Origin of the sequence: Lysinibacillus sp. RS10, assembly GCF_041956855.1 — a bacterium.
Lineage (GTDB): Bacteria > Bacillota > Bacilli > Bacillales_A > Planococcaceae > Lysinibacillus > Lysinibacillus xylanilyticus_A.
Genome location: NZ_CP167122.1, coordinates 2,473,910 through 2,490,319, shown reverse-complemented (window position 1 = coordinate 2,490,319; position 16,410 = coordinate 2,473,910). Strand labels below are relative to the sequence as shown.

Sequence of the window (16,410 nt, the reverse complement as noted above, 5' to 3'; positions counted from 1 at the left end):
TAAGGGAGCGATGGATAGGAAATTTAAGTGGATGGATGGAAAAATAGAAGCGGCTGATAGAAGAGCCGGAGTGAAGGATAAAGCAATCGAAGCGACGGATAGAAGAGCTGAAGTAACGGATAGGAAACGAAGCGATGGATATGAAGTGACGAATAAGCAATCGAAGGCGATGGATAGAAAGGCCGAGTGACGGGTAGTAACTGAAGCGACGGATAGAAATCAAAGCTACAGATAAAAAAGCTAAGGCAAAGGATAAAGCAATCGAAGCTACCGATAGAAAAGCCAAACTAAAGGATAAAGCAATCAAAACAACGGAGAGGTTGCCCCAAAGTTTGCAAAACCTTCACATAGTAAAAAACATATAGTACAAAAGGCGTTATCTTTACTGATCAACAATTTCTTTCCAATTACTAAAATGGGAGTTTAGTAATAAATAGTAAAGGTTTTACTAAAAAAAATAATGATGATTTTCAATTCTGAAAAAATGTACGATGGATATAAGAAGAGTAATACCCTAATATTGTAAATAATCAGAAAAATGATGAAATTATCTTGACGAATATCTTACTTTTATTGTAGTATCTTAATATCAATTAAATAAACAAACCTCACATTTGTTCTACGGTGAGGTAGAGGCGCGGTATTTATTAGTACATTGTTGAGTATAAGCAAGCGAAGACGCAATGGAGAAGGAACTACCGCCGAAGTATAAAAGGAGCTCGTACTTTTATGCTGGGTCTGCAGTGAATAAGTGCAGGACTGTCCTAGTGAATTATTTTCCAGATTTACTAGGTTGTGCTATCTCGGAAACATGGAAATTATAGTGAGGATTTGGGCAACTGTTAATTAAAATAAGACCTAAGTTCAATTCTTAGGTCTTTTTTCGTACAGTTGTCTTATTTTTTTACAGAAAAGGGGAGTTTTTCATGAAAAGAAAATGGTTGTTATTAATGTTAACGGTAATGACTGCAATTGTGATGGCAGCATGTGGTGCTGGCGACAAAAAGGATGAAGCAACAGGTGATGCTGGTGCAGATAAAGATGGCGGAGGTGAATTCCGTGTTGGGATGGAAGCAGGTTATGCTCCATTTAACTGGACGCAGCAAGATGATGCAAATGGTGCAGTAAAAATCGCCGACAATGCTGAATATGCAGGCGGCTACGATGTGCAAATGGCGAAGAAAATCGCTGAAGGCTTGGGCAAAGAATTAGTCATTGTGAAAATGGAGTGGGATGGTTTAGTACCTGCACTGCAATCAAATAAAATTGATGCCATTGTTGCTGGGATGTCACCTACTGATGAGCGTAAGAAAACAATTGATTTCACTGAAAATTACTATACTTCTGATTTTGTTATGGTTATTAAAAAAGGTAGCAAGTATGAAAAAGCAAAATCAATCCAAGATTTTTCAGGAGCTAAAATCACATCACAATTAAACACATCTAACTACGATGTGATAGATCAGATCAAAGACGTTCAAAAACAAACTGCAATGGATAGTTTCCCAGCTATGCGTGTAGCCTTAGAAGCTGAAAAAATTGATGGCTATGTAGCAGAACGTCCAGAAGGAATTTCAGCTGCTGCAGCAAACGATAAGTTCACATATGTAAAGTTTGAAGAAGGCTTTGATACAGATATTTCAAACACTTCTATCGCAGTAGGTTTACGTAAAGGTGATGCAAATCTAGAAAAAATCAATGAAATTCTAAAAGGTATTTCTGAAGATGATCGTCAAAAAATTATGGAAGAAGCAATTCATCAACAACCAGCAGCACAATAATAAGACTGCACGGACTACTTGCTTAGTCCGTGCAATATCTTTTCATCATTATTCAATGAGTACCTCTTTAAATAATGATAATGTCCTAGCTAATAGAATCATAAAATAATAAGAAAAAGTAAGTTGCAATGAAATAGCTAAGGCAAAAAAGAACAAGCAAACAACACGACGTTGTAAGGAGGCACATCATGAGTCTTGAATGGATTATTTCAATTGTTGAGAACAACTGGCAAATGTTTTTACGAGGTGCGTATTATACATTACTTATTTCGATTACTAGTACAATTATTGGTGCACTTATCGGATTTTTCATCGGAATTATGCATACTATTAAGGTTCGTAAAAAGGGTGTAAAATACTATAGCTTAAAGATCATTAATTTTATACTAACATGCTATGTTGAATTCTTCCGTGGTACACCAATGATTGTACAAGCTATGGTTGTATTTTACGGATTAGATATGGCATTTGGTATTGATATGCACTTTATTACAGCAGGTATTTTAGTCGTTTCACTAAACACAGGTGCTTATATGACGGAAATTGTACGTGGTGGTATTGTATCGATTGATAAAGGACAGTATGAGGCTGCTTCAGCAATCGGTATGAATCATTTTCAAATCATGCTATATGTAGTCTTACCACAAGTTGCGAGAAATGTATTACCTGCAACAGGTAATCAATTAATTATGAATATTAAAGATACAGCAGTATTAAATGTGATCGGTGTTACGGAATTATTCTTCCAAACAAAATCAATTGCAGGTAATAACTTCCGCTATTTTGAATCATTCTTCGTAGCTTGTGTCCTTTATTTCATCATGACATTTACAGCATCAAGGATTTTACTATATGTAGAAAGACGACTTGATGGACCAGATGCTTATCAAAAAGAACAGAAAGAAGCAATATAGGGGGACGAACAAGTGGCCGTTATTAAAATAGAGCATTTAAGTAAATCATTTGGGCGTAACCAAGTGTTAAAGGATGTAAACTTTCAAGTAGAAAAGGGTGAGGTTGTCTGTTTAATCGGTTCTTCAGGATCAGGTAAATCAACACTACTGCGCTGCATTAATCTACTAGAAACACCTAGTGGTGGTCAAATTATTTATAAAGGTGAAAATATTTTAGACGAAAAGCATAATATCCAAGAATACCGTACACATTTAGGGATGGTATTCCAGCAATTTAACTTATTCAATAATCATAATGTGTTAAATAATTGTACGGTTGGACAAGTGAAAGTATTAAAGCGTTCAAAGGCAGAGGCTGAGAAAATTGCTTTAAAATATTTGCAAATCGTTGGCATGGATCAATATGTCAATGCAAAGCCTCGTCAGCTATCTGGCGGGCAAAAACAGCGAGTAGCGATTGCACGCGCATTGTCCATGAACCCAGATGTGATGCTATTCGATGAACCTACGTCTGCATTAGATCCAGAGATGGTTGGGGAAGTGTTGAAGGTTATGCGCCAGCTAGCGGATGGTGGAAATACGATGTTAATTGTTACACATGAAATGGAATTTGCTAAAGAAGTAGCCGATCGTGTTGTATTTATGGATAAAGGTGTTATTGTAGAAGAGGGACCACCATCACAGGTATTAATAAACCCTCAACATGAACGTACAAAAGAGTTTTTAAAACGTACACTAAAATAATTTCAAAAAAAGTGAGTCCAGACGAATGGGCTCACTTATTTTCTAGAATTCCACTCTGCATATAAAACAAAGCAAATTGCAAATGCAACGGCAATGATAAAAAACCATTGCGGTACACCACCAAAGCTCATAATATCACCTCGAAGTTAAGATTTAAGAATATAAATGGTTGAAAAAACGGACTTCTATGGTTTTTTTCTCCACAAAAGTACAAAAATATTATAAAATAAGCAATAGACATTAGCTTCATGCTAGTAAAGAAAGGTAGAGATATTATGTTACATTTAAAATGGAAAGATGCACCAACACTACGCGCAGTTACTTGTAAGCATACAAATGCATCAAAATATTTAGTATCGAACGTATTAACAGTAGGGAAACAATATGATGTAAAAAATGAAACAGAAGAGTTCGTTTTTATTATTGATAACACTGGTAATATTGGTGGCTACTATAAAGATTATTTTGAATAAGTATAAAAATCAATTTCGCCTTGGCGTAATTGTAGCTGACGCTTTGCTTTCGCTACAGAAAACATTTGCCGCTGTCGCTACGCTTTCGCGCAGAAAACATTTGTAGCTGACGCTTTGCTTTCGCACAGAAAACATTTGTAGCTGACGCTTTGCTTTCGCACAGATAAACACTGCGTCCGGATTTTCGCAGGATGCGAAGGTTATAGGCTAACATCCTTTTATTCATTCCTTTTAAAATCCGTGACATCCGCCGGAGGCTTTATTTTTATTCAATTGGTTTGAATAAAAATAAGAGGGTGGTTCAGATGATTTCTGAGCCACCCTTTTTTCGTTGGAAGAACAGAATCAGTCCCTCTTATAGCCCTTTAATTCTGCTACATCCTGTAAATGCTGTTTTTCATGTTCTGTAGCTGTATGTAGGGCAAAGACGTCTTGGATAGCAGTTTGAAGCTCATGCTGTGTTTCTTTGAATTTCGATACTTGCTGCTCGAAAGAAGGGCTTGCAAAACGGTCATTCGTGCGAGATAACCGCTCCTCTAGCTGGGCATAGTGTTGGTCCATATTCATGGATAACATCATGGCCAACTGATTTTTCCAAAGCGGAATGAGGGTAACAATTGAAAATTCTATTTTTTCTGCTAGCGTTTGATTTGATTGCTGAATCATCCGTATTTGTGGTGCCGTTTGTAAAGCAACCTGCTGCGACACTTGTAAATCATAAATGCGCTGATCGAGTCGTTCGATTTGAGCGGCAAAGTCATTAAGCTGTTGGATCGCAAGTGGTTGATTCGTTGCCTGGACACTAGTCACCTTTGCAGGAAGCTCCACTTCGATTGCTTGCTGCTTCTTCATTTGCCCAGCCGCAATAGCAGTCGCTAACTCTTCAAAAAATCCTTTATTATGTGAATAAAGTTCTTCAAGCATTTCTACATCTTTAATCATTTGAAGCTGAGCACGCTCGAGCTGAACACCAATTCGCTCTACTTGGATACTAATACGTTCAAATTCCGTTAATGTTTGCTTAATAGGACGCTCAGTTTTACCAAATATTTTTTTAAATAAAGACTGCTTTTTTGGTTCTAACGCGTTAGGATCTACGCGGTCTAACGTTTGCATTAATGAATCTAACATTTGGCCAATTTTTGAAACGTCTTTTTGTTTTACTTGTACAAGCATTCGATCAGCAAATTGAGAAAGAGCTCGCTGTGAATCTTGCCCTAAAGATAGCACTGATTCGAAGCTTGTTAGGTCGATTTTACTAGCAAATAGAAGTGAACGACTTTGTGCAAGAGGCGACAGCGTTTCATACGTCGCCATCGCCTCGTTATTTGTAGTTTCTAAATAAGATTGTACAAGGGGGGAAAGACCTTGTATTGTATTTAGTTGAAATGCGTGATCATTTGCTGTCACTTATCATCGCCTCGCCACTCCAATTGTTCTTTTCGTCTACTATTTGAACGATTTGCAAATTCGATTTCCATTTGAAGATGGTCGATATCATTAGAAAGCGCATCCTTTAAATCGATTTGAATCGTATCATTTAAATCTGTCAGTGTTTCTCGTGTTTTTGATAATGTTATTTGAATTTCCTTATCTTTCACTGGCTGCTTCGATAACATCGTATATTTTTCCGTTAATTCGACAGCGGAAGGTAGGTGAGCATAAAAAAATTGTTCAACATTATAAAATTTTCGTGGATCTGCCTTCACCATTTTCACGATATTTTTTGAAATACGTGTCATTTCGATTAATTGTTTAAATGCTGAAACAGAGCGTACACGTAAGTAGTTTTGGCTTAATGTTTGTATGTTTTTATTGGCTACTTTAAGTTGTGTTTCAATAAGTTTGTATTCTTCTTTTGTTATACCTGCAATTTGTCTGACTTTCTTTTTCTGTCTATGTTTCAACAACGCTGTACTTGGCGCGTAAGTTCCAGCAAACAATAAACCACCAAGGAAGAATCCTGGATCTGCGGCAATTGCTGCGATAGAAACAGTTGATAGCGAAATAAAGACGCTAGCGGTATGTCTAGAGAAAAACTGTCCGACACTGAGCATGTTTCTTCCTCCTAGCATTTAAATATGTCTATATTCTTATACGAAATAATCGACATAAAGTTTCAATAAAATAAAACCCTTACATAAATTTTACTGCTAATTGTAAAGTTTCTCAATGATAATACATAAAAACGAGGAAATCCGTTGCTTTATAATAGAGAATTGGGGCAAACGAAATAGAAGTTTTGGTAGAATAGTGGCGCATCACCAAACGTGTGGTTGATTTCCGTTCCGACTGGGCGCTTTTCTAGGGGCGTCCGATGAGCCGTTCCTCTTTCGCTGATCCCCAAGGAGTCGCCCAGTCGGAACGAATACAAGGCTATCTCTTAGCAAATGTCATCCAAAAATTTTGATAAAAACATAATATTATATTTGTGGTATATAATACTAATTAATTGTGTTTGAGGGGGAGAAAAATGAAGAAATTATTTATTGTGTTACTAGCAGCATTTGTATTTGCGGTAGTAAGTCCAACAAAATCAGAAGCGAAAGTGATGTATGATGGAGCGGAAGTTGTAAAGGGGCAAACAGGAAAAATGACCTTTAAAAAAGACATCAAGGTATATAAGAAAAATCCAGATGGTTCGTTTGATTCTTTAGTGGTTAAAAGAAATAACTTCTTTAAAACGTATGATATTGAAAAATATGATGGCAAAACATTCTACCAGATGGGGCAATATCGAGTACAAGCAACAGATTTGGTAGTTTTCAAAGAAGTACCGATCGATATTCGATCATCTTTTTATGACATTCCAACCTATGTCATGATTAATCATCAGGGTGTGGAAATCCCTGGACAATACAATGATATCGGATATGGTCAACCTTTAATAGTTGGAAAACGAAAAGATGTTTGTACTGGTCCAACATCAAGATTAGTTTCTATTGAGAAAGGCAAATTATATTACCATTATTGTGTTGGAGATATTGAAGGAGAGGATGTAATTGATAACGCCATTATTGATGGCACTGATGTTCGAATTTTTGAAACGATAAATAATGGTTCCTATGTATTAATAGAAGATACAGAACTTTTAAGTGCTCCAATGAAGGGGGCACCTAGTTATACAAAAATGTTGAAGGGAACGATCTTCCAGTTATCAGGGATTGAGATCAATGGTTATGTTGAGGTGGGTCTCAATAAATTTTATTTCAATTACATTCCAGCAAATCTACTGAAGCCGGTGAATGGCGAGTAAGGAACCCGGATTCAAATCTTAAAAAGAGAAAACGTGCTTGCGTTCTGAGCTAACAGCGGATAAACAAGAGCAACTTAGTCCTGTAGAAGGGGCTGTTCATAAGGGAATGTATGCAAAAGGAAGTGTTTTTTTCAGTGGAAAGGAAAGTATAGTTTTCAAGCGTATCCACATTAAAAAAGACATCAACTCCATGAATCCGATCATTTAAATGGCGTGTTAATTTCTCAGATTGGAAAATGTATTGAGCAAAAAATCGTCCAATACGAAGAAAGGTAAAATAAAAAACCGGCGGGACATAACTGGTCAAAACCTTAAAAAGCGCGAGAAATCAATTTTAGAAACGTTGATTTCTCGCGCTTTTCTGTTGTGAATTTTTTAATTTTGCTTTGAAAATATACTTATGACCAAGCCTCATTCTGTCGTTTGCTTATGAAAAGAGGAATGATACATAATGATCCAAGGAGAATGAACAGAATTAAGGTGTTGATTGGATTATCTTTTATAATTGTATCTTCTTTGTGGTTTTTTTCAAATTCTTTTACCTCTTCTATGGTCTTTACTTTATCATCTGGAAGAAATTCATTTTTATTTACATCATAGTAATAGAATCTGTGTTTGTTAAAGGTGAAAAAGTCATCTATAAGCGTTTTATATGAACTTGAAATCATTGCTAAGTTCACTTTTTCCGTATCAATCACTTTTTTTACATATTTTTCACTTTCTTTTTTAAACAATTCTTTTTCTTTTTTTAATAAGTTAGCTGCCTCACTTTTTACTTTTTCTACATCTTGCAGTGTTGTTGCTTTTTTCAATCCCTCTTCAATAAAGGCTATTTGTTCCATTTTCATTTTTTCTTCAAATTCTTTTGTTTTTTGCTCTAATAATGATTTATCTTCTCTTTCTGTTTTAATCAGCACCGTTTTTGTTTCTTGTGCTAATATTTTGGCGGAGTCGTTTTTGTAATTATGAATTTCATTTTTGTTTTTATTATTTACTGAATTCAGATGATCTTCTGTAACGATTTTTGTTGCCATGCTGGCAGATGAAAAAACGATACTCAATAGACATACTGACAGTCCGATCACACTTAATTTTTGTATAAATTTCATTTAAATCACCCCGTTTTTCCTATTATTATCCAAATAAACCCCTTTGCATTTTATCTTTTAAATTCAAATTTTTTCTATTTTATGATGGATCAAGGAACTATATGAAAGAAAGAATTTTTCTTAACCGAAGAACAACTAAAGCGTTCAGATACATTAAGACAAAAAATAATTTGGTATGAGAACAGGGGAGGGGCGGATGCATCCACTTTAGAAATGATATATTACACTTGATAATGCATTCTTTCCGTTAATCAAAGCTATAACAGAAGAAAGTCAAAACTCGTAACAACCACGCAAAAAAGTTACTATTTTGCTAATGTCTTTCCATTTTATCTGATTGTAGGGTAGGGCACTCGAGTGCTCCTGTCGCTTCGCTTTCGTCGCAGAACAAAGCTTCCCATAGGAAAGCGAGTAGCCTGTAGTAGAAATCTGTCTTGGTTAATCAACACACCTGACATGAGACAGTGATTAAAAGTGAATCAGAGCAACTATTTGAAAATCAAATTAATTGATGAAACTCTCTCATTCATTTATTGATCAAAATATCTAAATAGGTTATATGATTACAAGTAATAAGAAAGTAAGAGGAAACGAAAATTTCAATAGGGGGTAATCAATGAATCAACCTTGAGATGAAGCATTTAAAAATATGCTTAGATTTTTATTAAAAACTAGTGTTCCACGGCTAATCGCTAAAAGAATTAATAGAAAGAGAGCAATAATAAATCATCTAAATAATTATTTGCACTTGCTACGGCAGGTGTTTTTATGGGAGGGAAAAATAAAAAGGACTGGGTTACTATCCCAATCCTAATTGATAAAATATAAACTAACCTCCAGCAACTTCATTTTATAAAAACCGTATTCTAACACTACAAAAAAGGAGGAGCCAGACTAAACAATGTCTGACTCCATACGTACATAACCTTTTAAATCATCATAAAGCTCTAGCGTAAATGAATTAGAATCGGCTTGAGGGCTAACTCCTTTTTGAACAAACACTAGGAATTCGTCAATCGCTTTTTGTGCACCTTCAACTTCAACTTCTATTTGTTCATGATTGTTTAGTTTGCAATAACCTTTTAATCCTAGTTCAATCGCTTTTTGTTTAATAAAAAAACGGTAGCCAGTCCCATAAACATCTCCGAAAAATCTAATTAGCGCTCGCTTGTTCATGCTAAAACCTCCTAAAAGTTAAGGGGAAAGAGTTCTCCCTGTACTTAGTGCATAACACGTTCTTTTTCTAAATATAAAATTAGATTATTGATATAGTAGAGTACCTGCTTAGAAGCTTGGTCTACTTCTTTTAAATGAATTTCAGCCTGTTGAATTTGGCCAGCTTTGTGAGCCTCCGCCGCTAATTTTGCAGATTCATGAACACGTATATGATAGGCGTCTAATTCACGATAGTCTTGTAAGTGTCCAAAACGTTCTACAGAGCGTTGAGATGAATACCATTTACCTAGACGACATTCTTTATGAGAAGAAACATCACTTGGCTCTACGTTTTCGAGACCAAGGAACATATTATAAATTCGCCATTTCCATAAAATATGATCTGCTTTTGATAATTGTAAAAGCGCAATAGATGATAGCTGAACATTATTATTGGCAATAATATCATTGCGGAAACGATTAATTTCTTTTCCTAATAAGTGAATATCGCTAGAAGTGTTATGACTATATTCACGAATATCATCCTGAAGACTAGAAATCTCAATCATTCTTGCTGAAACTTCATCTATTGCAGCTGCTTGTTCTTGAGAGATTGCGGCTGTATTTGTGACATCCAGATTAATATCTTCAATTGCACTAACAATTGCATTTAATAATGGTAACGACTCTTTCGCTTCAACTGTTGCTTCTTTAATAATCTCTGTCGTTCCCGTAATGGAGTTGGATACATCATTTGAATAACTTTTTAAATGATGAACATTTGTAGTGACCTCGCTGAGTGCCGATACAGTTCCTTCAGCAAGTTTGCGAACTTCCTGTGCAACTACAGCAAACCCTTTGCCATGTTCACCCGCACGGGCAGCCTCAATAGAAGCGTTCAAAGCAAGTAAATTCGTTTGATCAGCAATTTGGTTGATTAACGTTACAACATGTTCAATATCATTAACCCGCTTTTGCAATTCTGAAAAGGATTCAACAATACTTGTGAATGTCTCTTCTGTTTTAAAGATTTCAGATAGGGCATGCTCAATGGCATTTTTTCCTTGTACAGCGTGATCAACAGACTCAGTTGTTTTCTCTGAAATACGAGAAGACATTCGAGCAACTTCATTAATAGAAGCGGCAATTTCTTCAGTTGCTGCGGTAGAGGATTGGATTTCTTCATTTTGTTTATCTAAGCTAAATACTAAATCTTTCATATACATGATTTTAGCGTTGACATCCATTAAAGAAGAAACCTCAGCAACTACATTTTCAATAATTCTTTCCGTTAATACTTCAACCAGTAATTCCTGATCGACATTGACAGCTGATTGAAAAGATTTCATATATTCAAAGGCTTTATAAGGTTTTAAACCGAAATTATGTAATATGTATGTAGTAATATAAAATGCGAATTGATTGAATACGACAATTAGTTTACCAGGCTCGTATTGATTTTTTCGGAATAAGTTGAAAAATTTAACGGTTTCATCCACATATTCGTCATCGCGAGTACCTAAGAAAAATTGCGTTAAGTATCGGTTAATATATTCTTCACTAATCGTTAGCTGAGAGGTTGGGGAAATTTCACTTAAATAATTATGAAAAATAGCATTCATAGAAGGTGTGATGTCTTTTAACTTATAGTAGAGAGTTTTTAAATTTTCCTCATCTTGAGAATTAAAATGGTTAAATGCAAGTGTTTTATTGAAACGGCCTGTTGCATGTAAATTTGTACCACGCTTTAATAATTCCTCAAGCTCGGCTTTCGGTCGAATACTTGAAAACATAAAAAATACCTCCTAAAAATAATGAATAATAAGGCAATAATAGCATATTTCAGGGGGTTTTAATAGACATTTCAGATGTCTTTGCTAAAATGAAAATATCTTATTACAGCAGGGAATGTGGCAAATATGTATACAATTATTTACATGAAAGCTGATTATGAGCCTTGGTGGAAATTCGAAGGCTGGGAGACTTTTATCCAAACAAATGAAACGTTTGAAACGGGAGAGCAATTTGAATTGGCATTACAAAGAAAGTTGCAACATTTCCGATTAACCTATGACAATGAGGCAACTAAAGATGGGGGATTTTGGGCCTTCTGGTCAGAGGAAGAAAGTGTTTTTTGCGAAGCCTGTGATGATGATGTACAAATATATCATGGTATTATTGCAACGAAATCTGAGGAATTGAAATAAAATTTCGAAATTAATTAAAAAAACAATTTTCTTTATTTGACAAAATTATGAATGCTGGTTATACTTAGGTTAACAATTTAATTGCTTCACCGGAAACATGAATTCACATATTACAAAAAGTGATCGCGTTAGTTCGGTACTCTTTGTAATATGTGAATTTTTTTCAATCGCTGAAGAAATTACATATTGTTCACTTTTATTTTTTGGAGGTTTTCTTAAATGAAACAAGGTACAGTAAAATGGTTTAACTCAGAAAAAGGTTTTGGATTCATCGAAGTTGAAGGTGAAAACGACGTATTCGTACACTTCTCAGCTATCGGAGGAGAAGGTTTCAAAACTCTTGACGAAGGTCAAAAAGTGGAATTCGAAGTTGTAGATGGCAACCGCGGACCACAAGCTGCTAACGTAACTAAACTTTAATTCTCAGTAATTAAAATTACTTTCGTTAATTTAAAGGCATCCTATGTAAATAGGATGTCTTTTTTTTGCATTCTTTGAATGTTAAAGGGTTAGAAATCTCTAATTTTGGTTAAAAGTATAAAGATGTCATTCTGGACTTTTAGGAAGCTTGCATTATGCTCGTAGAAACAAAAGGGACGGATAGAATCATCGAACAAATGGATAGAACGTTAGAGGGAAAAGGAGTTACAGGAACGTTTGAGCAAGCCTCGAATTGTGCCTTTCCGCAACATTTGATGTAAAATCAAGGAAGTGAAGGAGGATGAAAGATTGAATACATCAACACAAATTCCTAGTGAACAGGAGCAGCAAGATTTTTATAAAAAGCTACGTGCTAAATTAGTTTCTTATCTCACATCAAAATCCGGGAAAAAAAGTAAATTCACACAATATTTAATGTTTGTGCCCGATTTATTCCACTTATTAGTAAAAACTCTTACAGATCCTAAAATTGATAAGAAAAGTCGTACCTTAATAGGTGCCTCAATAGCATACTTTGTCATGCCAGTGGATTTTCTACCAGAAGGGTTACTTGGCTTTGGCGGATATTTAGATGATCTTGTTATTGCAACCTTTGTCGTTAATACCGTGATGAATAAATTAGGATCAGACGTTATTGAAAAGCACTGGACTGGAGACGATAAACTTCTAAACGTCCTTCAAAAAATTGCTGAAGTAAGTGATGAGGTTACTAGTAAAATCCCGGTAAAATCAGTTTTAGCTCGATTTATAAAACACGAAAGTAAAGATCTCAAATAATTTTATTATGTAAACTAAAATAAAGCTGCTTGTCTTTTTTAATAGAGGACAAGCAGCTTTAAACTGTTATTTTAATTTACGCTGTAACACTTCAACAGGAACAAATAAGCCCACACGACCATATGGATCCTTTTCTATCGTTGCAAAGACGATTCCGATAACCTCACCATCAGCATTTATGACAGGGCTCCCACTATTTCCTCGATAAACAGGGGCCTCCATCATCATAACAGGTTCCTGCCAATCTGTAAGATATGTTGATTCAAGTAAAGTTCCTTCATTAGCAATGCCTGTAAAAGCTAGTGGATTGCCAATGAAATAGACATGCTCATTGTTACCATAGTTCGGATCTTCTGCAAGTGGAAGGGATGGTAGCTCATCACCAGATACTTGCAATAACGCTAAATCAACATCTGGGAAGCTTTGTAGTAACTCAGCTTCCATTAATCCCTCCTCAGGAAAAATGACTAATAATTTTTGAGCATCCTCAACAACGTGTGCATTCGTTACGATAAGACCATCAGGTGAAATGGCAAAACCAGTGCCTTTACTAGAGCCTGTAGAGATCTCTACAACAGCCTTTTTATATGTTTGTATATCTTCTTGTGCTGATAGCCGTGCAGACACCTTTAAAAATTCAATAGCTGGGATGGAGTAAATTTGAAAGATAAGTGCAAATGTATTCAAAAACAACACAAATGCCATACTCCAGACTATCCACTTTACAATCGGTTTTAGCTTCTTTGGCTTTTTACCTTGCTGCCGCTGTTCTTGCTCTTCTGCTAACGCCTTTTGCTGTTCAGCAAGGACTAGCTCAATGAATTCTTCTTCTGTCAATTCATCTTCAGTTGCTGATTTATGTATATCATTCATAAAAACTACCTCCTTATCAAAAATGAAAGACGCCCAAGCAGGACGCCTGTAGTGTGAATATTATTCAATTTTTTGTAAGGTTGACGTTATGACAAACTGTTCTTTGTTAGCTGTCACCATCATATCTTCTGTACGGATAAGACCAATGTTTTTTACATAATATTTCGTTGTTGTTAGTGCATCTTCTGAGCGAGTAAGCTGAATAACGTCTCGATAAACCGTTGTTCCAATAGTAAGTGAAGCCGTATTCGATTGAATTGTCCAACCATTAAAGTTATTTCCTACTGTTAAAGGTTTTTGCAAAATTGTTTCGAGTACTGGAAAGGAAGCAGCTTCTTGTGCTGTAGGGAGGGTGGGGTTAGCGTCTACAGCTTCTTTATAGACAAGCTCAATCGCTAGATCCGTAATCCGGTACAACTTTAAAAGTGTGACACCGCCGTTATCTTCCACTTGTGCGATATGATTTGCACCGATGTAAGTTGTTTGAAGTGTGAAACTAGCAAATTCATTCCCTTCACCTTGAAAAAAGGCTGTTGAACCATCTGGTGGGAAAAAGGATGCGAGTTCGGCTTTTTCGTTAGTTTGTTGTTCAACAGGCTGTTTGACTTCAGGTGTTTTGTCCACCACGTTATGTTTAGGTTGATCCTCATGCTCTGTTCGATTTTCTTCACTACAACCAAAGAGTAATACTGCAAGAGAAAGTACGACTACATTAAGTCTCATATGCAAACTCCTTCAGCTATTTTCTATCATTATACGCGAAGTCCATAGGTTATACGAATGTTATGAAAACCAGTTTTCTAGCAAGGTAATCTGTTTATTAGTCGAATCGACGCGAACTCGTAAGCCGATAGGTATGGCATGAAGGGGATGCGTGTGGCAGCAATCGACATCAGCGATAATAGGAATTCTACGTCCATCTAGCTGCTCTAGCAACACATCATAAGGCTTTCTTCCAGAGCCTAAATCATCATATTGTTCATGTTTTCCTAAAATAATCGCGGATACTTTGTCAAAGAAGCCGTGTAACTTTAGCATGGCAAAGTTTTTCTCAACAACAGCAATGGTTTTAGATGTATCTTCTAGAAGTAAAATATCTCCTTCTTTAATTTGAGGGAAATAAGGTGTGCCAATAAAGCCGTACATCGTATTAATATTTCCGCCTATTAAACGACCTTCCGCTATACCGGGTTGGACGGTAATCCATGAGTTAGGATGCTGTGTTTTTTCAATCGTTTTTTCTAACCAATTTACTCGGTCATCTGTCCATATTGGTGGGATTGGTATGTCATAAGGAATCGATAATGAACGTAAAAACAAATCTTTAAAATATTGCTCTGTATAATGGACAAATGGTGGAAATTCGCCAAGGGTAGAAGCTACAGAAGGTCCATAAAAGACGGGAAGTCCAGTCTTTGCATACATCGCTAGAAGTATGGCAGTTACATCAGACAAGCCAACAAGTATTTTGGGGTTGTGCTGAAAGGCTTGGTAATCTAAATAAGGGAGCATACTATTGGCGTTCGTACCACCCATAGTGGGTAAAATCATTTTGATGTGGGGATCACGCAGTAGCGCATTAAGCTCTTCTGCTCGTTCCTTAGGTGTACCGGAGCGATAAAAATCTTCTTTTCCAGTTAAAGAACCTTCTTTTAATGTAAAGCCAAGCGCTTCCAGACGCGCTTTACCGCGTTCATAGCGAGCCTTTGCAATTGCTGTAGCTGGTTTGGAAGGCGAATAAATACCAATGATATCGCCTTTAGTCAATGGGGAAAACATAAACTACCTCTTTCTTTTTAACTTATTTCAGCCGATTCCGGACGCAATTATGCAGAGGCATAATTGCTAATAAGACAAAACTATTATACATGATTTTACAATTTTGTGATCGTAGACTCGAACTTTTGTAAAGAGAGGTAAAAAGTAACTAGAAAGCATTGTTATAATAGCTATCAACATAATTATATTATGTAAACTTGAGGTTGGAAACTTGTAAGCGTGTTTATTATTTAATATGATAGAGAAGAATTTTATGAAAATGGGGGCGTTTACATGTATCGACAAGTAGATGATTTTATTAATGAGTGGTCAGCTGCAACACAAGGTACGATTCAAGTATTAAAAGCTGTAACGGATGACAAGTTAGAGCAAAGCATCGTGGAAGGTCACAGTACACTTGGCTGGTTAGGCTGGCATTTAGTTGGTGCTGCTGGTTATTTCAGTTACTTAGCTGGTTTACAGGTACCAATGACTCGTCAAGAAGATCCAATTCCATCTACAGCTGCTGAAATTGTAGCTGCCTACGAAAAAGTAGCAAATAGTGTGAAAGTGGAAGCGGCAAAGCTTTCAAATGAAGACTTAGTAGAGGAAGTAAAGGGCTTTACTGGACCAATAGCTAGAGGTGCATTATTACGTGTACTAGTCGATCATCAAACACATCATCGCGGACAGATGACAGTGCTCCTACGTCAAGCGGGCTTGCCAGTGCCTGGCGTATTGGGACCAACGAAGGAAATGCAAAATAAATAAATGCAGCTTGAAAATGTACATGACTAAATTCAATTTTAGTGGTGTACATTTTTTATTTTATTGGAATTTTTTTAGCAAATTATTGCATAATGAAGCATTCATATTATTATCTCAAACAATGAACAAGAAAAAATTGACATTTAAATATATT

Annotated in this window: 21 protein-coding genes and 1 riboswitch; of the genes, 12 read left to right on the top strand and 9 right to left on the bottom strand. The window is 35.9% G+C overall.

All coding sequences use genetic code 11. The features are described 5' to 3' along the window. The first annotated feature begins 31 nt into the window (after positions 1–31). The 5 genes from ACB089_RS12715 to ACB089_RS12695 all read left to right on the top strand — a co-directional run bounded on the left by ACB089_RS12715 (position 32) and on the right by ACB089_RS12695 (position 3,912). Complete coding sequence (locus ACB089_RS12715; protein ID WP_374966730.1) at positions 32–190, top strand: hypothetical protein; 159 nt, start codon at positions 32–34, stop codon at positions 188–190. 432 nt (positions 191–622) lie between these two features. Beyond that, positions 623–809, top strand: a riboswitch (Lysine riboswitch). A 117-nt stretch (positions 810–926) separates the two neighbouring features. Continuing rightward, positions 927–1,781 (top strand): transporter substrate-binding domain-containing protein, encoded by an 855-nt coding sequence (locus ACB089_RS12710; RefSeq protein WP_374966729.1) that lies wholly within the window; start codon positions 927–929, stop codon positions 1,779–1,781. A 188-nt stretch (positions 1,782–1,969) separates the two neighbouring features. Next, complete coding sequence (locus tag ACB089_RS12705; RefSeq protein WP_374966728.1) at positions 1,970–2,695, top strand: amino acid ABC transporter permease; 726 nt, start codon at positions 1,970–1,972, stop codon at positions 2,693–2,695. A gap of 12 nt (positions 2,696–2,707) precedes the next feature. Beyond that, positions 2,708–3,439: an amino acid ABC transporter ATP-binding protein gene (locus tag ACB089_RS12700; protein WP_374966727.1), complete on the top strand. Its 732-nt coding sequence runs from the start codon at positions 2,708–2,710 to the stop codon at positions 3,437–3,439. A 275-nt stretch (positions 3,440–3,714) separates the two neighbouring features. After that, a complete protein-coding gene (locus ACB089_RS12695) occupies positions 3,715–3,912 on the top strand; it encodes a DUF6501 family protein (protein ID WP_068984183.1) in 198 nt (65 codons plus the stop codon). 52 nt (positions 3,913–3,964) lie between these two features. Here ACB089_RS12695 and ACB089_RS12690 read toward each other — a convergent pair whose 3' ends face one another. From ACB089_RS12690 to ACB089_RS12680, 3 genes are all read right to left on the bottom strand, one after another. Continuing rightward, complete coding sequence (locus ACB089_RS12690; RefSeq protein WP_374966726.1) at positions 3,965–4,138, bottom strand: hypothetical protein; 174 nt, start codon at positions 4,136–4,138, stop codon at positions 3,965–3,967. A gap of 119 nt (positions 4,139–4,257) precedes the next feature. Further along, a complete protein-coding gene (locus tag ACB089_RS12685; RefSeq protein WP_374966725.1) occupies positions 4,258–5,322 on the bottom strand; it encodes a toxic anion resistance protein in 1,065 nt (354 codons plus the stop codon). Further along, positions 5,319–5,969 (bottom strand): 5-bromo-4-chloroindolyl phosphate hydrolysis family protein, encoded by a 651-nt coding sequence (locus ACB089_RS12680; protein ID WP_374966724.1) that lies wholly within the window; start codon positions 5,967–5,969, stop codon positions 5,319–5,321. The genes ACB089_RS12685 and ACB089_RS12680 overlap by 4 nt, the downstream gene beginning before the upstream one ends. A gap of 416 nt (positions 5,970–6,385) precedes the next feature. On the opposite strand from ACB089_RS12680, the gene ACB089_RS12675 reads away from it, so the two are divergent. Together ACB089_RS12675 and ACB089_RS12670 are read left to right on the top strand one after the other, a co-directional pair. Continuing rightward, positions 6,386–7,168, top strand: a complete 783-nt coding sequence (locus tag ACB089_RS12675) for a hypothetical protein (protein WP_374966723.1) — start codon at positions 6,386–6,388, stop codon at positions 7,166–7,168. 37 nt (positions 7,169–7,205) lie between these two features. Continuing rightward, on the top strand, positions 7,206–7,376 hold the full coding sequence (locus tag ACB089_RS12670; RefSeq protein ID WP_374966722.1) for a hypothetical protein: 171 nt from the start codon (positions 7,206–7,208) through the stop codon (positions 7,374–7,376). A 190-nt stretch (positions 7,377–7,566) separates the two neighbouring features. Here the strand turns inward: ACB089_RS12670 and ACB089_RS12665 are convergent, their stop codons facing one another. The 3 genes from ACB089_RS12665 to ACB089_RS12655 all read right to left on the bottom strand — a co-directional run bounded on the left by ACB089_RS12665 (position 7,567) and on the right by ACB089_RS12655 (position 11,225). Beyond that, positions 7,567–8,277: a hypothetical protein gene (locus tag ACB089_RS12665; RefSeq protein WP_374966721.1), complete on the bottom strand. Its 711-nt coding sequence runs from the start codon at positions 8,275–8,277 to the stop codon at positions 7,567–7,569. 894 nt (positions 8,278–9,171) lie between these two features. After that, entirely contained in the window at positions 9,172–9,453 is a 282-nt protein-coding gene (locus ACB089_RS12660; RefSeq protein WP_374966720.1) for an acylphosphatase, read from the bottom strand. Positions 9,454–9,497: 44 nt separating this feature from the next. After that, complete coding sequence (locus ACB089_RS12655) at positions 9,498–11,225, bottom strand: methyl-accepting chemotaxis protein (RefSeq protein ID WP_374966719.1); 1,728 nt, start codon at positions 11,223–11,225, stop codon at positions 9,498–9,500. A 126-nt stretch (positions 11,226–11,351) separates the two neighbouring features. On the opposite strand from ACB089_RS12655, the gene ACB089_RS12650 reads away from it, so the two are divergent. The 4 genes from ACB089_RS12650 (at position 11,352) to ACB089_RS12635 (ending at position 12,857) form a co-directional block, all read left to right on the top strand. Continuing rightward, positions 11,352–11,639, top strand: a complete 288-nt coding sequence (locus tag ACB089_RS12650; RefSeq protein ID WP_374966718.1) for a DUF1033 family protein — start codon at positions 11,352–11,354, stop codon at positions 11,637–11,639. 219 nt (positions 11,640–11,858) lie between these two features. Further along, positions 11,859–12,059 carry a cold-shock protein gene (locus tag ACB089_RS12645; protein WP_049665398.1) on the top strand — a complete coding sequence of 67 codons (201 nt, stop codon included), beginning with the start codon at positions 11,859–11,861 and terminating at the stop codon, positions 12,057–12,059. A gap of 155 nt (positions 12,060–12,214) precedes the next feature. Continuing rightward, positions 12,215–12,340, top strand: coding sequence for a hypothetical protein (locus ACB089_RS12640; protein WP_368634726.1), 126 nt, complete (start codon positions 12,215–12,217; stop codon positions 12,338–12,340). A 28-nt stretch (positions 12,341–12,368) separates the two neighbouring features. After that, positions 12,369–12,857 carry a YkvA family protein gene (locus tag ACB089_RS12635; protein ID WP_374966717.1) on the top strand — a complete coding sequence of 163 codons (489 nt, stop codon included), beginning with the start codon at positions 12,369–12,371 and terminating at the stop codon, positions 12,855–12,857. A 66-nt stretch (positions 12,858–12,923) separates the two neighbouring features. On the opposite strand, the gene ACB089_RS12630 is transcribed toward ACB089_RS12635, so the two are convergent. The 3 genes from ACB089_RS12630 to ACB089_RS12620 are packed head-to-tail and all read right to left on the bottom strand — an operon-like array spanning position 12,924 to position 15,509. Beyond that, positions 12,924–13,730 carry a S1C family serine protease gene (locus ACB089_RS12630; protein ID WP_374966716.1) on the bottom strand — a complete coding sequence of 269 codons (807 nt, stop codon included), beginning with the start codon at positions 13,728–13,730 and terminating at the stop codon, positions 12,924–12,926. 60 nt (positions 13,731–13,790) lie between these two features. Then, on the bottom strand, positions 13,791–14,453 hold the full coding sequence (locus ACB089_RS12625; protein WP_374966715.1) for a hypothetical protein: 663 nt from the start codon (positions 14,451–14,453) through the stop codon (positions 13,791–13,793). A 60-nt stretch (positions 14,454–14,513) separates the two neighbouring features. After that, positions 14,514–15,509, bottom strand: a complete 996-nt coding sequence (locus tag ACB089_RS12620; protein ID WP_374966714.1) for a S66 peptidase family protein — start codon at positions 15,507–15,509, stop codon at positions 14,514–14,516. A gap of 273 nt (positions 15,510–15,782) precedes the next feature. Between ACB089_RS12620 and ACB089_RS12615 the strand changes: the two genes are divergently transcribed. Next, on the top strand, positions 15,783–16,259 hold the full coding sequence (locus ACB089_RS12615) for a DinB family protein (RefSeq protein WP_374966713.1): 477 nt from the start codon (positions 15,783–15,785) through the stop codon (positions 16,257–16,259). The last annotated feature ends 151 nt before the right edge of the window (positions 16,260–16,410 follow it).

Excerpts from the sequence above, each read along its gene's own strand:
- ACB089_RS12715 (WP_374966730.1), top strand. The coding sequence starts at position 32 with ATGGATGGAAAAATAGAAGCGGCTGATAGAAGAGCCGGAGTGAAGGAT.
- ACB089_RS12710 (WP_374966729.1), top strand. The coding sequence starts at position 927 with ATGAAAAGAAAATGGTTGTTATTAATGTTAACGGTAATGACTGCAATT.
- ACB089_RS12705 (WP_374966728.1), top strand. The coding sequence starts at position 1,970 with ATGAGTCTTGAATGGATTATTTCAATTGTTGAGAACAACTGGCAAATG.
- ACB089_RS12695 (WP_068984183.1), top strand. The coding sequence starts at position 3,715 with ATGTTACATTTAAAATGGAAAGATGCACCAACACTACGCGCAGTTACT.
- ACB089_RS12690 (WP_374966726.1), bottom strand. The coding sequence starts at position 4,138 with ATGAATAAAAGGATGTTAGCCTATAACCTTCGCATCCTGCGAAAATCC.
- ACB089_RS12680 (WP_374966724.1), bottom strand. The coding sequence starts at position 5,969 with ATGCTCAGTGTCGGACAGTTTTTCTCTAGACATACCGCTAGCGTCTTT.
- ACB089_RS12675 (WP_374966723.1), top strand. The coding sequence starts at position 6,386 with ATGAAGAAATTATTTATTGTGTTACTAGCAGCATTTGTATTTGCGGTA.
- ACB089_RS12665 (WP_374966721.1), bottom strand. The coding sequence starts at position 8,277 with ATGAAATTTATACAAAAATTAAGTGTGATCGGACTGTCAGTATGTCTA.
- ACB089_RS12660 (WP_374966720.1), bottom strand. The coding sequence starts at position 9,453 with ATGAACAAGCGAGCGCTAATTAGATTTTTCGGAGATGTTTATGGGACT.
- ACB089_RS12655 (WP_374966719.1), bottom strand. The coding sequence starts at position 11,225 with ATGTTTTCAAGTATTCGACCGAAAGCCGAGCTTGAGGAATTATTAAAG.
- ACB089_RS12650 (WP_374966718.1), top strand. The coding sequence starts at position 11,352 with ATGTATACAATTATTTACATGAAAGCTGATTATGAGCCTTGGTGGAAA.
- ACB089_RS12645 (WP_049665398.1), top strand. The coding sequence starts at position 11,859 with ATGAAACAAGGTACAGTAAAATGGTTTAACTCAGAAAAAGGTTTTGGA.
- ACB089_RS12640 (WP_368634726.1), top strand. The coding sequence starts at position 12,215 with ATGCTCGTAGAAACAAAAGGGACGGATAGAATCATCGAACAAATGGAT.
- ACB089_RS12630 (WP_374966716.1), bottom strand. The coding sequence starts at position 13,730 with ATGAATGATATACATAAATCAGCAACTGAAGATGAATTGACAGAAGAA.
- ACB089_RS12625 (WP_374966715.1), bottom strand. The coding sequence starts at position 14,453 with ATGAGACTTAATGTAGTCGTACTTTCTCTTGCAGTATTACTCTTTGGT.
- ACB089_RS12620 (WP_374966714.1), bottom strand. The coding sequence starts at position 15,509 with ATGTTTTCCCCATTGACTAAAGGCGATATCATTGGTATTTATTCGCCT.
- ACB089_RS12615 (WP_374966713.1), top strand. The coding sequence starts at position 15,783 with ATGTATCGACAAGTAGATGATTTTATTAATGAGTGGTCAGCTGCAACA.